13 protein-coding genes are annotated in these 15,345 nt (G+C 28.8%); 10 read left to right on the top strand and 3 right to left on the bottom strand.

Going from position 1 to position 15,345, the window contains the following annotated elements:
• Position 1: 1 nt before the first annotated feature.
• The 4 genes from QPK10_RS06120 (at position 2) to gpmI (ending at position 4,355) form a co-directional block, all read left to right on the top strand.
• Positions 2-877, top strand: coding sequence for a hypothetical protein (locus tag QPK10_RS06120; protein WP_368487121.1), 876 nt, complete (start codon positions 2-4; stop codon positions 875-877).
• Positions 878-1,100: 223 nt separating this feature from the next.
• Positions 1,101-1,874, top strand: coding sequence for a phospholipase D-like domain-containing protein (locus tag QPK10_RS06115; RefSeq protein WP_368487120.1), 774 nt, complete (start codon positions 1,101-1,103; stop codon positions 1,872-1,874).
• Between the two features lie 43 nt (positions 1,875-1,917).
• The gene (locus QPK10_RS06110) at positions 1,918-2,724 is read left to right on the top strand and encodes a Cof-type HAD-IIB family hydrolase (RefSeq protein ID WP_368487119.1); all 807 of its coding nucleotides are present in this window, start codon (positions 1,918-1,920) and stop codon (positions 2,722-2,724) included.
• 53 nt (positions 2,725-2,777) lie between these two features.
• The gene (gene gpmI / locus QPK10_RS06105) at positions 2,778-4,355 is read left to right on the top strand and encodes a 2,3-bisphosphoglycerate-independent phosphoglycerate mutase (protein ID WP_368487118.1); all 1,578 of its coding nucleotides are present in this window, start codon (positions 2,778-2,780) and stop codon (positions 4,353-4,355) included.
• A gap of 22 nt (positions 4,356-4,377) precedes the next feature.
• Here the strand turns inward: gpmI and QPK10_RS06100 are convergent, their stop codons facing one another.
• Positions 4,378-5,109: a ribosome-inactivating family protein gene (locus QPK10_RS06100; protein ID WP_368487117.1), complete on the bottom strand. Its 732-nt coding sequence runs from the start codon at positions 5,107-5,109 to the stop codon at positions 4,378-4,380.
• A 198-nt stretch (positions 5,110-5,307) separates the two neighbouring features.
• Between QPK10_RS06100 and QPK10_RS06095 the strand changes: the two genes are divergently transcribed.
• The 3 genes from QPK10_RS06095 to QPK10_RS06085 are packed head-to-tail and all read left to right on the top strand — an operon-like array spanning position 5,308 to position 9,129.
• A complete protein-coding gene (locus tag QPK10_RS06095; RefSeq protein ID WP_368487116.1) occupies positions 5,308-6,285 on the top strand; it encodes a lysostaphin resistance A-like protein in 978 nt (325 codons plus the stop codon).
• Between the two features lie 2 nt (positions 6,286-6,287).
• Positions 6,288-7,223 carry a pseudouridine synthase gene (locus QPK10_RS06090; protein ID WP_368487115.1) on the top strand — a complete coding sequence of 312 codons (936 nt, stop codon included), beginning with the start codon at positions 6,288-6,290 and terminating at the stop codon, positions 7,221-7,223.
• Between the two features lie 25 nt (positions 7,224-7,248).
• On the top strand, positions 7,249-9,129 hold the full coding sequence (locus tag QPK10_RS06085; RefSeq protein WP_368487114.1) for a transporter: 1,881 nt from the start codon (positions 7,249-7,251) through the stop codon (positions 9,127-9,129).
• 24 nt (positions 9,130-9,153) lie between these two features.
• Here QPK10_RS06085 and QPK10_RS06080 read toward each other — a convergent pair whose 3' ends face one another.
• Positions 9,154-10,140, bottom strand: coding sequence for an NAD(P)/FAD-dependent oxidoreductase (locus QPK10_RS06080; protein WP_368487113.1), 987 nt, complete (start codon positions 10,138-10,140; stop codon positions 9,154-9,156).
• A 114-nt stretch (positions 10,141-10,254) separates the two neighbouring features.
• Between QPK10_RS06080 and tsaE the strand changes: the two genes are divergently transcribed.
• Genes tsaE through QPK10_RS06065 form a run of 3 tightly spaced genes read left to right on the top strand, consistent with a single transcriptional unit; the run spans position 10,255 to position 11,733 of the window.
• Entirely contained in the window at positions 10,255-10,719 is a 465-nt protein-coding gene (gene tsaE / locus QPK10_RS06075) for a tRNA (adenosine(37)-N6)-threonylcarbamoyltransferase complex ATPase subunit type 1 TsaE (RefSeq protein ID WP_368487112.1), read from the top strand.
• Positions 10,720-10,721: 2 nt separating this feature from the next.
• Positions 10,722-11,303, top strand: coding sequence for a tRNA (adenosine(37)-N6)-threonylcarbamoyltransferase complex dimerization subunit type 1 TsaB (tsaB, locus tag QPK10_RS06070; RefSeq protein WP_368487111.1), 582 nt, complete (start codon positions 10,722-10,724; stop codon positions 11,301-11,303).
• A gap of 1 nt (position 11,304) precedes the next feature.
• Entirely contained in the window at positions 11,305-11,733 is a 429-nt protein-coding gene (locus tag QPK10_RS06065; protein WP_368487110.1) for a GNAT family N-acetyltransferase, read from the top strand.
• A 39-nt stretch (positions 11,734-11,772) separates the two neighbouring features.
• Here the strand turns inward: QPK10_RS06065 and QPK10_RS06060 are convergent, their stop codons facing one another.
• Positions 11,773-13,539, bottom strand: a complete 1,767-nt coding sequence (locus QPK10_RS06060) for a ribonuclease J (protein ID WP_368487109.1) — start codon at positions 13,537-13,539, stop codon at positions 11,773-11,775.
• Positions 13,540-15,345 lie beyond the last annotated feature (1,806 nt).

Raw genomic sequence — 15,345 nt, 5'->3', positions numbered from 1 at the left:
AATGAATACTAAAGTTAATGTAGAATTTAATTTATTTTTGTTTACAATTGGAGATATAAAAATTATTGCTAAAAAATCAAATTTTGATGATGTAACTGAAAAGTTATATGATTCTTGAAAATATGAAAGCAATATAAGTGGTAAAATTCTTTTTACTGATGAAGAATATATTGAAAATAAATTTGAAATAATTAAATTAAACACAGATTTGTCAGAAGAAGAATCTGAACATTTATTTAACATTATTCTTGAAGAATATGCATATTATAATGATAGCCACAAAAGTTTATATTCAATAATTTCAGATTTAACAAAATGATTTCAGTATGGAAATATTATAAATAAAAACCAACTCTTAGGATATTTTGGTGAATTATTTTTTATATATTTATTAAATGAAAAAGGAATTAATATCTCAAAATATTTTCATAATAAAGAAAATGATCTATTTGATTTTTATGTGACAGACATATCAAAGTATTTAGAAATAAAAGCTACGCTCACTAAAGGTAATATTTTCAGAATTCATGATAAGCAATTAACTTATAATAAAAATAATACTTTTTTAATAACTTTTAATTTTGTAGAAGATTTAATTTCAGGAATTAGTATAATAGAATTAATTGATAAAATTACTACTGAAAATGATAATGTTCTTAAATTAATAAATAAAATTAAAATGCTTTCTTTAAGTTCTAATTTAATAAATAATTTTAAAATTAATATTGAAAATTATAAAATAAACATTTATTCTGCGCAAAATATAAATACATATGTAAATGTTGATGAAGATAAAATTAAATATATAGAATATGATATAGATTTAACAAATATTGAATCTATAAATATCGATAATTTTATAAAAATACTAAAATAAAAAAATATAAGAAGTAAATTGTTGAATTTAGAAAATACTTAAGTTAATATTTGCTTTTTATGTAAAAGTTTGACTTTATTTTTATATTTTAAATTAAGAAAGTATTTTTATTTATAATAAAATTATTTCTTCATTTTTAATTACCATATAGTAGAATTATTATATATGAATAAAAATATTTAATAAATATTTTTAAAATAATTATGCACGAAAGGCAAACTTTATGATCAAATTTATAAAAAATCCGTCCTTAGAATTATTTTTGGGATATATTAGAAAATGTGAAAAAAGTATAATAATTTATTCTCCATATGTTAAAAAACAAATTGTTTCTGAAATATTAAATAATAAACAAAAAAATGTTCAATTAAAAATAATTACATCATGAAATTTGCCAAATTTTATTAATAAAAGTTCAGATTTAGAAGCTATAGAATTACTTATTAAAAATAATATTAATATTTTAGCTTTGGAAAATTTACACGCTAAAATTTATATATTTGATGAATCTTCTGCTCTTATTACTTCATCAAATCTTACTTTTAATGGATTTAACAAAAATTTTGAATATGGAACTTTTATATGAGATGATGATAAGAAAATAAAAGAAATATTAAATGATTTAGACTACAATGAGAAAAAATTAATAAATTTGGATTACGAAAATATTAATAATATGAAAAAATATGTTAATTTAAAAAATAATTTAGTAATTAATGATAATCAAGGTGACAATATTTTATTAGTTGATAATAAAGAATATATTTTAAAACAATTTCGAGGTTGAAATAAGGAGATACTAAAAATAATATTTGAAATAAAAAGAGATATTTTTTCATTACAAGAAATTTATAAATATGAAGAAACACTTAAAGAAATATTTCCCAATTCGCATACTATTCAAGAATCAATTAGAAAAACTCTACAAATATTAAGAGACAAAGGGATTTTAAATTTTGTAGATAATAATGGTCAATACAAATTATTAATTAAATAGTATTATTTATAGGTAGTAAGTTAATTAGAAAGTGAGAAAAATAATGTCAAATATTAAATTAATAGCGTTAGATATGGATGGGACAGCTTGTGTATTTCAAAAAGGAGTTGTTGAAGGTAATATCCAACCAATTATTAGTGCGCAAGAAAAAGGAGTTAAAGTAATTTTTGCAACTGGTCGACCAGTTATTATCTCCTTACCAGAAGCATATAAAGTTAAAATGGACCAATATAATGAGTATTTTATTGGTTTTAATGGGGCTTGTATTTATGATATTGCTAACCAAAAAATTGTGCATACCCAAACTATTAATAATGAACATTTACAATTATTATTTAAATTAGCTGATAAATATCATGTTGATTTATGATGTTATACTGATAATTTAGATGAAGTAATTGTTAATTTTGATGCCCTTGGAACTCATAATTTAGAATGTAATTTTTTTACTGGGAAATATTATCAATATTGGGAATTACCAAAAATAACCCACGAATCATATAAATGTTTAGCAATGAATGTTAAAGAAACTGATCAGTTTGTTAAAGAAGTAAGATCACATGGGATTGAAGTTGCCATTGATGCTGCAGGAACTGCGGAAATTAATGCGCCTGGAATTAGTAAATATGTTGCGTTAGAATGAGTTGCTAAGAAATTAGGAATTGATAATAGTGAAATTATGGCAATTGGTGATAGTATGAATGACTATACGATGATTAAAAATGTTGGGTTAGGAATTGCGATGGGTGATGCCCAACAACCCTTAAAAGATGTGGCAAAAGATATTACTGATATTGCCGCCAATGCTGGGGTAGCAAAAATGATTAATAAATATGTTCTAAATTCATAAAATACATTATATAATGGTGAAGTAGTAATTATATAAATAAAGGAGAAAAAATAATGAAAGTTAAACAACCGATTTTATTAGCAATTTTGGATGGGTGAGGAATTGCTAAAGATAGTAAAGGTAACGCTGTCACCCAAGCACATATGACTAATGTTGAAGCTTGAAAACAAAAATATCCGTGGGTTGAAGCCCATGCATCCGGAGAATGAGTTGGTTTACCAAAAGGACAAATGGGTAACTCCGAAGTTGGTCATATTCACCTTGGTGCCGGGAGAATTAAATATGAATCATTAACTTTAATTAATAAAGCCATTGAAAACGGAACATTTAATCAAAATCCAGAAATCTTAGCTGCCATTAATTATGCGAAAAAAAATAACGGAGCCTTCCATATTATGGGATTATTCTCAGATGGGGGAGTTCACTCGCATATTAACCACATGTTTGCTGCTTATCGCTTAGCAGTCAAAGAAGGTTTAACTAAAATCTACTTCCACTTGTTTGGCGATGGTCGTGATACGAAACCAGAATGTATTAAACTTTATCTTGACCAATTTTTTGCCATTCAAAAAGAATTAAAAGTTGGGGAAATTGCCACAATTGGTGGTCGCTACTATGGAATGGATCGTGATAAAAAATATGATCGTGTCCAAGTTGCTTATGATGTTTTAGTATCACGCAAAGGGACCGAATTTTCTGATCCTTACCAATTTATTGACCAGGAATACCAAGCTGGACGCAGTGATGAATTTTTAACCCCAGCTTATAATGTTAATACTCCTAATGGTTATCTTAAAGCTGGGGATGGGGTACTATTTGCCAACTTCCGTCCCGACCGCGCAATTGCAATTGCTTCAGCATTGACAAACCCTAATTTCCCAGTTGACCATGCTAGTGAATTCTTTAATCCTAAATTAACTGATATTTATTTTGTTTCAATGATGGAATATTCAGCAACAGTGGCCTCACCGCACATTGCATTTCGTCCAATTGAAGTTGTAAATGGGTTAGGAGAATGATTAAGTAAAAAAGGTTATCGCCAATTAAGAATTGCCGAAACCGAAAAGATTGCCCATGTGACATTCTTCTTTGACGGGGGAAAAGACTATTTTAAAAATGGTTTAGCAACCCAAGAAGAAATTACGTTACCAGGAGCTAGTGCTGATTTAATTCCATCACCAAAAGTAGCAACTTATGATTTAAAACCAGAAATGTCGGCGTATGAAATTACTGATAAATTAATTGCCGAAATTAACCGTAATGAATTTGATGTTATTATCTTAAACTTTGCTAACCCCGATATGGTTGGCCACACTGGAGTGTTACCAGCTGCGATTAAAGCTGTGAAAGCAGTTGATGAATGCTTAGGTAAAATCTATGATGCGATGCAAAAAGTTAATGGAATTATGATTATTACTGCTGACCATGGGAATGCTGAAATTATGATTGATGAAACTAACGGACCAAACAAAAAACATACTTCACAACCCGTTCCCATTATTATTACTAAAGCAGGGTTAAAATTACGCCAAAAAGATGCGGCAATTGCTGATATTGCCCCAACTATTTTAGACTTACTAGGAGAAGAAATTCCATCCGAAATGACGCAACCTTCATTAATTGAGAAATAACAAAAAAACTAACTATTCATAGTTAGTTTTTTTCATTATCCAGATGGATTAAATCTCTTCGTAATAAGATGGTAATATTCGCTTTGGCATTCTTATCATCTTCACTATTTCAATATTGTTTGCTATATGTATCTCAATTAGTAACAATTTGTTTGAAATCCGTAGCCCAGTGTTTAGTTTCTTCAGCATTTAAAATTCGATTAATTGCATTTCGTACTGAGAAGAATCGTAAACTTTCACTTGATATTAAGGCGGCAATCGCTAGCGATTTTTTAACTTCTTGTTCAAACATTGTATTTAAGGTAACTTTTTGTAGTTTAGCAATGGCATCACTAATAGTATAATTAGATATTTCAAAATTATCACTTCCAACCAAATAATTATAGTTAGAAGCATATCCTAAGTTAGTAGCAACTGCTCTGAAACTAGGTGGTAAACTAGTAATGCGAGCATCACTAAAGTAGTAATATCTTTTAACATCAGTTGTGGTAATAAAACCATTAATATATCAATCCACCGGATCAACAATTAATTCCAACTTGTTATTCAGAAACGCTGGAACTTTAATTACTATAATAATCATCTTTGTTTTTAAAGCGGCGGTTTTTGTTTTTAAAATTTCCCCATTATCATTAATATTATTATTTTCTAAATCAATAATATTTTCCTGGGCTAATAAGGTTTTAATGGTTTGGTTAACTGAACTAAGATAATTGGCGGTTAAATAAATTTTAACTTTCAAGATTTTTTTCATCGTTAATTCTCATTTCTAGATCTTTTTTTTTCATTGTTTTTAATTATTATAATTTTAACCTAAGAACAAAAATAAGTTAAGAAAAATTAGCGATAAATTTTAAACAATAAAATGATTTTTAAAATAAAAACTAACTTTTAAAAAATAATAGTTATATTATATAATTATTAGGACATTTAGAAAAGTAAGGAGAAGCATATGGATACTGTTAATACTAATAACAATAATGATTGGACAAATCCTAAACAAAGCTGAGATGAAAAAATTCAGTTAAAAAAAACAATGCTTGATCGCGTTGATCCGTTTGATTTTAAACTAGTTAATTTAAATAATACTGGTTATATCTTTGTCGGAACAGCGATTTTAGCCCCATTTTTTATTAGTATTTTAATCACTTATTTATTTGCCAAAAATCCTAACGCCGTATTAGTAATGAACATTGTTAACTGAATCGTCGTGGGGGTTGGCTGTTATTTTGTCCTATCGCGGGTACAAGATAAATTATTACGAACAGGAGCCATTGCTTTTTATTACTTTTATTTTATTCCCAATATTATTAGTTTAATTGCGGGGGTTATTCTGGGGATTTTAAAAGTACAAACCGATACGACTGCTAATTTAGTAGTCTCATGAATTGCGGATGTCATTTGTATTGTGATCTTAGCGAAAACTTCCCCTTATATTTTTGTGAAAATTAAATTAACATTTAAACAGAACTATAAATTATTAATACCGACCGTTATTATTGCTTTAATTGTAACCTTTGGGTTTAATTATATTTTTGGTTTAGCCCAAGCCCAAATTACCCCCGGAACTTCTGTTAACCAAGCTAATTTACTGGCGGGGTTAAATAAATGGTGAAATGTTGTTATTTTAGCAGTTTATACTATTTTTACCGCCCCAATTATTGAAGAATTAGCTTGTCGACACGGAATCTTTAGTTTAACAGGAAATAAATGGGTGAGTTATTTTGCCTCAATTATTTATTTTGCGGGAATGCATGTTTCTCAAACTGGGGACTGGGAACACTTTGTTGGCTATTTAGGAGCTTCAATTGCGTTAGCATCATTATTTATTATTGCCCGGGGAAATGTAACTTATACAATTATGACCCATAGTTTATTAAACACGGTTACCTTTATCCTAATTTTAACGGTTCCCACCCTTGCTAGTTAATTATGAATGATAATATTATTAAATTAACTGTTAATAAAAATGATGCGCACCAAACAATCTTTAATTTTATTAAAAAAATGTTTAAAACAACTAGTTTATCAGTTATTTATAAATTATTTCGGAATAAAAAAATTAAAGTTAATAATAAGGTAGTTAAAGATCGCAGTTATTCGTTACAAGAAAATGATGTTATTTTAATTTTTGATAAAGCATTAGTTGTGACGAACCGTAATAGTGCCCAACCAAGTCAACTACCGGCGCGCGAGTTAGCAATTGTGTATGAAGATGATAATATTTTAATTGTTGATAAACCCCACGGGGTTGAAATGCATTCTAATCTTCACGAAAGTTTAGATGGCATGGTCCGCAATTATTTAATTAATACTAATCAGTATCACCATGATCATGAACAATCATTTGTAATTTCGCATCTGCACCGCTTAGATAAGTTTACCCGGGGGTTAGTAATTTATGCGAAAAATAAGATAACTCTGGATGTGCTTCTAGCCAACATAAATAATAAAAATGTGGTCCATAAAACTTATTTAGCAAAGTGTGAAGGTAATTATCAAGTTGATAATTTAGTTGTTGAAGGTTATTTAACTAAGAATGAAAACTTAAAAAAGATGGTTTTTACACCCCATCTCGTGAATAACACCAGTAAAGCTTGTGCAACCCAGTTTAAAACTCTGAAAATAATTGCTAACACAACATGGCTAACTGCCACTTTACTAACAGGACGCAAACACCAAATTCGAGCAACCTTAAGTTATCTTCATCATCCTATTGTTAATGATGTTAAATATGGGGCCAAAAAAATTACCTCCGATTATATGATCTATTTATATGCTTACCAGTTAGTTTTTGCAAATTTAACTGGTCATCTGGCATATTTAAACGAAAAGGTTTTTAAAATCCCGGAAAATATTATAAAATAAAACATAAGAAAGGTCGGTGAAATTGATGTCAACCAGAAGAGGAATCATTAGTATTTTTATTGGTGCTTTTACTTCTTTAATTGGGACAGCTTTTCAGTTTACCTTAATGTATTTATTAATTCAGAGTTATGGAACCCAGTTTAACGGGTTTATTAAGAATAGTATTGCCATTGTCTCATTTTTAGGTGGTGTCGAAGGGGGAATCGGGGTCTTAACCGTGATTTTCCTGATGAAGCCGTTAATGCAAAAGGACTGGCGCAAAGCTAATGAAATTATTAATACGGCTAAACACCAATATAAAATTGGGGGAATTGTTGGATTAGTATTATTAGCAATTATTGCCCTTGTCTATAGTGGCTATACTTTTATTGTTGAAAAAGACTTTGGCGTTGCTTGAAATAATGGAACCAAAGATAGTTATCCTTATTGAAAAATGTTAATTATTATGTTAACAATTGGCTCAAAAAACTTATTAGCCTTATTTTGAACGGGTTGTTATGAAAATTTAATGCAAGCTGATCAAAATAATCATATGCGCCGGTTAATCCTAATGATTTGTGATTTAATTGTCTATGCTATTATTTTCTATTTAATTTCAATTACCGTGGATCCAGTTTTTGCGTTCTTAATTTTCTTAGGATATTCGGGGATGAAGTCCAGTCTGATTATCCTCTTTGTTAAATTGCATTACCCCTGGATCCGAATTTACAAACAAAAAGATAATATGCAACTAGTAAAAGCAAGTAATATTGTCGCGTTAAAAAATATTGGCGAAACATTATTTTTAAATGCTGATGTGATTATTGTGGCGTTATTATTAGGATTAAACATTTCGTCGACCTTATCGCTATATATGACAATTGCAGTGGGTGTTCGTAGTATTATGCTAATTTTAATTAATTCCTTTAAAGAATTTTTTGCTTCGTGAACAGCAAAAAATGGGCGAATTAACTGGAGTAGTTATGTTAAATTTGAAACATATGCTTTTATGATTGGCGGGTTCTTGTTTGTTAACCAGTTTATTTTATCCCCATATTTTGTTAATGCTTTATACGCGCCCCAAATTATTTCCGGATTAAAAGAATGAACAAACCAAGAATACCAAGTTTTTCGGGAAATCTTTTATAAACCAACCTTTTCGTTATTAGTTGCCTTATCATCAGTTTTTATTGTAATTTCAGAACCAGCCAATGTTTTAGTGTATGCTAAAGCTAATTATAAACAAACAGCCAAACCAATCTTTTATTTTGGTATTATCAATGTTATTTTATCAGTCTTTTTTGCGGTAATTTTCCGCTTTGTGGCTAATAACTATGTCTTAGCATTATACTCAATTTTGGTAATTACCTGTGTAATTTCATTTGCGCGGTTTGGATACCTCTGGTTCTATAACTGAATCTTCTTAACTTATAATAGTAGTTTTAAAGGGGTCTTTCGCAATTGGATGATTTTAATTATCCCCATCATCGTTGCTATTTTAGTTAACTATTTATATATGACCAAAGAATATAACCCAATTAATATCTTTGATTTTCGGGATTGAAATAATATTCCTGCCCAAATTAGTGTGGTGTGGGGTTGGGGTAAATTACTGACAATTTTCTTTGGAATATTAGGAAGTTCAATTGTCTTAATATGTATTAACTCGTTATTATGAGCACCAACATCGGTCCGGGGGATTTTCTTACGTTTACCAATTGTTTATCGAATTTGAACAAAACGGCAAACTAAATTACGAACTCGTCGGAAAGAAAAATATGTTGATGAATTAATTCAACTGCAAGAACCCGAGAACCCTTATGAAAAAATTTGGGAACGAGAAGAAAAACTAGATGCTTCCCGGAAAAAACTTGACCGAGCCCAAGACTTGGAACCCCAACAAGAAATATATAAACTACGGGGTTAAAAAAATAATAAGAGCAAGCTCTTATTATTTTTTATGTTGTCCTAAGTATCCTGGGTGATATTTTTCCCCATATAATACTTTTGTAATATTAACTAAACTATTAATACATTCGCCAAAGCCAGTCATCATATTATAGTATTTACCCTCATAACTAGCAATGTTCCCGGCTGCAAAAATTCGGGGGTTACTTGTTTTTCCATTAGCTTGGATTTTAATTTTACGCAGTTTATCAAATTCTAAGTCAAAACTGGAAATGATACTTGGACCCATTTTTGAACCATACTGAACTAGAAATAAATCAGCACTAACATAGTGTTCACTTTGATCATTCGTATTAGTAAGAATTAATTCTTTGACGGTGTTATTTTCCACCATAATATCTTTAATAACATATGGTTTGAGTTCTTGAATATGATTTGCTTTTAATTTTTGGACGCTTGCTTCTTTGGCTCGGTAAAGGTCTCGACGATGAACAATTGTCACATCTGTTGTAATATTATGTTCAACTAGGTGGTTTGCTCAGTCTAAAGCACTATCCCCCCCGCCCAGAATAACAACTTTTTTATTTTGGTAGTTATTAACATTTTCCATCCGGTAACTGAGGTTTTGATAAATAAGATTTGGATCTAATTGTTCTAAGTGAATAGGATTAAAAACACCATTTCCCGTGGTAATTAAAATGGTTTTAACATTAATTATTTGGTTATTGGTTAACTCAACGTGAAAGCCGTCGGGGATAGGAGTTAATTTTTTAATGTTAGTTTCTAACATTAATTCAATGTTGTTCCCATTTTTAAGGGCCTGTTGATGTAATAAATCAACAAAATTACTAGCTCTAATATTTAAAAAGCCAGGAATATCATAGATTTCTTTTTCATTGTATAACTCAATAGGTTGCCCACCAACATACATGTTTCCTTCAATAATATAACCATTTAAGCCCAACATTCCAGCACAACTTCACCCGTATAAACCAACAGGCCCAGCGCCAATAATTAAAATATCTTTCATTAATATAAGTCCTTTCTAATCCGATACATTCCTTATTAATTATTACATAAATTTTAAGAATATTGTATGATTAATGCATTTTCAAGATATAATAATTTAAAAGAAGGGGAAAGAATGGAAGTCGTAATACAAAATCTTAATGGAACAGAGCACTTAGCAAAAATTTTTAGTCAATATGTAAAGGCCAACCAGTGTCTTTTATTAACCGGTGAACTAGCCGCGGGGAAAACTACTTTTACCAAACACCTTTTGAAATATTTAGATGTTCAAGAACCAGTTACTTCACCAACTTTTGTGATTTTAAACCAGTATCTTGGTCGTGGAGGGTTAAAAATTAACCATATGGATAGTTATCGCTTATTGGGGCTAGATTCTACCGAAGAGTGAGACCAATATTTAGATGAGTTTGTCGATAGTTTAAATATTATTGAATGACCAGATATTATTAAAAAATATTTGGATACCAAGTATGAACTAATTCGCCTGACGATTACTTTTCGTGATCAAGAAACACGTCTTTTTACTATTGAAACTAATGACCAAGCATTATTACAAGCAATTAGAAAGGAATTTTTATAACAATGTTAAATTTATTTATTGATACTGCTAGTAAATATCTTACTTTAATTCTTGAACAAGATGATCAACTAATTGACCATCTCCATATTATTGGAGAGCGTAAACATACCGAACAAACAATCCCAGCGATTAATGCTTTATTAGCTAAACACCATTACAAACTAAAAAATGTCAATAATTTTTATTTAACCAAGGGTCCCGGCAGTTATACTGGGGTGCGGGTAGGAGTTACTATTGCTAAAACAATTAAAACAATTAACCCACTTGTTAAAGTTTACTTAATTACAAGCCTGCTTTACCAAGTTGGGCGAATTGATGCGGTTTCACTCCTTGATGCCAAAGGGGGCAAGTTTTATTTTGCTGTTGTCAGCAAGGGTAATGAGGTTATTCCTAGCCAAGTTCTTGATGAACCAACTATTTTAGAAATTGCTAAACAATATCCCGAGTTTCCAATTATCAAAAATCAGTTAGATGATCCCCAGTTTGATTATTTAAATAATTATTTTAACTTAAAAAATAAGTTTGAATTAATTAAAGATATAAATGAAATTAAACCATTATATTTAAAGAAAGCAGTCGGTTAAAATGCTAATTATTAAACCCGTTAATAATATTGATGCCTTATATTTATTTCAACTTGAAAAAGAGAATTATCCCCAGCATTATTATAAATATCGTAATTTAATTCAAATGATTAATAATCCCCAGTATTATTTTTATAAAATAACCAGGGGCGATAATATTATTTTAGGATATTTTATTTTATTAAAAAGTGGGGATGATTTAGAAATTATTAAATTAACCGTGGCTAAAAAATACCACCACCAGGGCTATGGGAGTAAAATGTTAAACTATATAATTAATAATTTTCAATACCATAATATATTCTTAGAAGTTCGTGTTGATAACCAAAATGCTCTAAAATTATACTATCAACAAGGATTTGTTAAAATTCGCGAAATCCCAAATTATTATGGTCAGATTGCGGCAGATGTTTTACAATATCATCAATAACAAGCAGCGAAATAAAAAAAATAAATGTTAAGTTAACATTTATTTTTTATTTAAGATAACCGGAATAATTAACGGATTTCGTTTTTTATAACGGTAAATAAAAGGGGATAATGACTGTTTTATTGCATTTTTTAACGCTCCAAAGGTTGGTTTTTGGTTTTGTAAAACATCATTAACAGCTTCTTGGGTAATACGGATTGATTCATTAATAATATTTCCCGAATCTTTAACATAGAAACTACCCCGTGAAATAATTCGCGGAGGAGCTAATAATTTATTAGTTTGGGAATCAATTGAAATTACCACCGCAATTAACCCATCTTTTGATAGTACTTCCCGGTCCCGAACCACGGCTGTTGTTTGTCCCGATAAGTCTTTACCATCAACATAGATTGCATCAGCATCTACTCGTTTACCAATTCAAGCACTGCCATTTAAAATATTAATTTGATCACCATTTGCACATAAAAAGACATTTTCTTTTTCAACATTAACACTAACGGCAGTTTCGCCATGTTGTTTTAACATACGATAATCACCATGCATTGGCATAAAGAATTTTGGTTTTAATAACGTAAATAATAGTTTTTGTTCTTCTTGGGAAGCATGCCCTGAGGCATGTAATTGGTTAACTGGACTATTTTCTAAAATAATTGCCCCGTTCCGTGCTAGTTTATTAATTACTCTTTCAACATCAGCGCGGTTCCCCGGAATTGGTGATGAAGAAAAAATAACAGTATCACCAGGAATAATTGAAATGTGAGGGTGTTGATTATTAGCAATTCGCGACAACGCCGCCATTGGTTCACCCTGACTACCAGTACAAATAATTAAAATTTCATGATCTTTATAATTTTTAGCATCACTAGCTTTAATAAACGCTTTATCAGAAATTTTTAAATGTCCCATTTGTCGAATAATTTTAATAATCCGATCCAAACTACGACCAAATACTAAAATTTTCCGGTTACATTTATTAGCGATTTCAACAATATGCTGAATTCGGTGAACATTTGAAGCAAAGGTTGAAATTAAAATCCGACCTTTTGATTTCACAAAGATTTCCGCAATATTTTTAATAATTTTAGCTTCTGTAGGGGTGTATCCTTCAACTTCCGCATTGGTACTATCAGCCATTAATAAGGTCACACCTTCTTGACCCATCATTACCATTCGTTCAATATCTGTTTTATGACCTAATGGTGTTCAGTCAAATTTATAGTCTCCTGTTGAGACAATTTTTCCGTTTGGTGTTTGCACTGCTACTCCAAATGCATCAGGAATACTGTGGTTTACTGCAAAGTAATTAACTTTAAAGTTTTTTGTTTTAATAACACTCATATTATCAATTTCTTTGACAATTGTAGTTGCTTCTAACTTATGTTCTTTTAAACGGTCCCGAATTAAAGCAGCTGCTAACCGTGGTGCATAAATAATTGGCACACTAACTTCTCTTAATAAATAAGGAATTCCGCCAATGTGATCTTCATGGCCATGGGTAATAAAAAGGGCCTTTAATTTTTTTTGATTTTCTTTTAAATAAGTATAGTCGGGAATGACAGCATCAACTCCCAACATTGTTGAACTCGGAAATTTTACTCCCGCATCAATCATAATTAATTCTTCATCATATTCGATACAATATGTATTTTTACCAACTTCTTCTAAACCACCCAACGCAAAAACTTTCGTTGGAATTTTATTTTTTTCATGATTTAAATTGCCACTAGCTTCATTTTGCTTATTTTTGCTTGTAATGACTTGCTGTTTATTTTCATTTACGACTTTATTCTTAACATTCTCCATATATATTTCCACCTCATTATCTAAAAACTACCTAACTTTATAAGTTAGCTAATATTAATTTGTTAATAATTATTGTTATTAAAATTGTCTGATAAGAAAGAAAAAGTTGTTTTGCTAGTATCTAAAAAATTATAACATAAAATAAAAAAAACAATGAAAAAATAATAAAATTATGAAAAAAAAATAATTATTTTTTTGTAATTAGTCATTAAAAAAGACTTAAGAAACTAAGTGTTTTATCACTAATTTAAGTATTATCACGCAATAAAATTAAGGGTCCATTTTTCTATCCTTTGAATTTTTTTAATTTTTTGTTCTTTAATCTCATCATCTAAGGCAAAATACTTTAAATGGTATAACACTGTAATTAATCAAATTGTAGTTAAAATGGTGGCAACAATTCCAAAGCAAATAATGAAAATGTATCAGAGAGAATAATAATGTACTAAACTGATTCCTACTCCAATTAGAAATAATGATCCAATAATATAGACAATATTATGAACAATAATGATCAATGGGGTTATATTTTTTCTCCTTATTTTATTCTCCTTTTTCTTTTGATTAGTCAACTCCTCAACCAAAGGCAGGAGTAGTAGTTCAAAAGTCTATTCAAATGCCATTACCTTGATCTAAAGTTTAAAATGAAAGAATAGGCAGCTAGAAGTCCCGCTAAAACTGCGGATAACCACCCAAAGCCTGCAGCAGTCATTGCTTCTTTTATTGCTGCAATTCCGGCAGAACCTAGTTTAAGTAGTTCATATCATATTTCACATTCAACGTGTCCAATATGCAATTTCCAATATCCAAATCAATACCATTTTGACTCTGTCCATACTCCACTATATGAAATTTGGAGTTTTTGATTAAAGCTAACTTTATTATTTATATCAAATGAAATTAAGTTAAGTTTTAGTTGTAATTCCAAACTACTAATGTATTGTGAACTAGATATAATATTATAAATATTTTTATCTCATATTTTTTTATTAAGGAGTTCCAAATTAATTTTTATTCTTCTGTTTATTAATGTGATAGATTCAATTAAATTTTCTTTTAATTTATTTTCTGATATTGTTTTGTGTCAATTAAAATCAAAATCATTTTTTGTATTATTTTTTAAATTTAGATTTGTAGCATTATTAATAATATTAGTTGATGTTATGATTGGTGTTATTCCAATAACTATTGTTTCTAAGTATGCCTAATAAATTTTTCATAATATTCTTTTCTCCTTTATATAATTACTTTTATTATGTAGGAATTAAGAAAATATAATAAATACAACATTATTAAAATTATTAGTAGCTAATATTTTATTATTATATTTTAATGTCTTGATTATCTTTTAATAGTATGAATTTATATAGAATATTTTTAATTATTAAAATTAATAGGTCCTTAAATTTTATAAGAGATTTTTAAAAAGAATTATTAATATTATTAGTTTTTTTATTAGTTATTGGATAAATAATGAGCCGTTATCTTTATTATATTATTTATCATATAAAAATTAAATTTAATTTATAATTTTATGTTTAACAAATTATTTTTTGTTCAGATAATGATGCTTTTTTAAATAGTATAAATAGATAATTTCCATAAAAATAAAATTTTTTATATTTATTTTGTTTAAATTTATTAATTGCTTTTTTTTTTTTTTTAGGAAAATAAAAATATAAAATTAAAAATTGAGTGTATATAACACCTAAGCAAAAAAATAGTTTTGTGAATATGTCAAGAAAAGTAGACATATTAAAAATAAGTTATAGGAATGATTTTCTGTATTCAACAGGACTCATTCCT

This window comes from Spiroplasma sp. DGKH1, assembly GCF_040940205.1.
Taxonomy (GTDB): domain Bacteria; phylum Bacillota_I; class Bacilli_A; order Mycoplasmatales; family Mycoplasmataceae; genus Spiroplasma.
The sequence above is the reverse complement of the archived record's forward strand: the minus strand, read 5'-3'. Positions and strand labels throughout refer to the sequence as shown.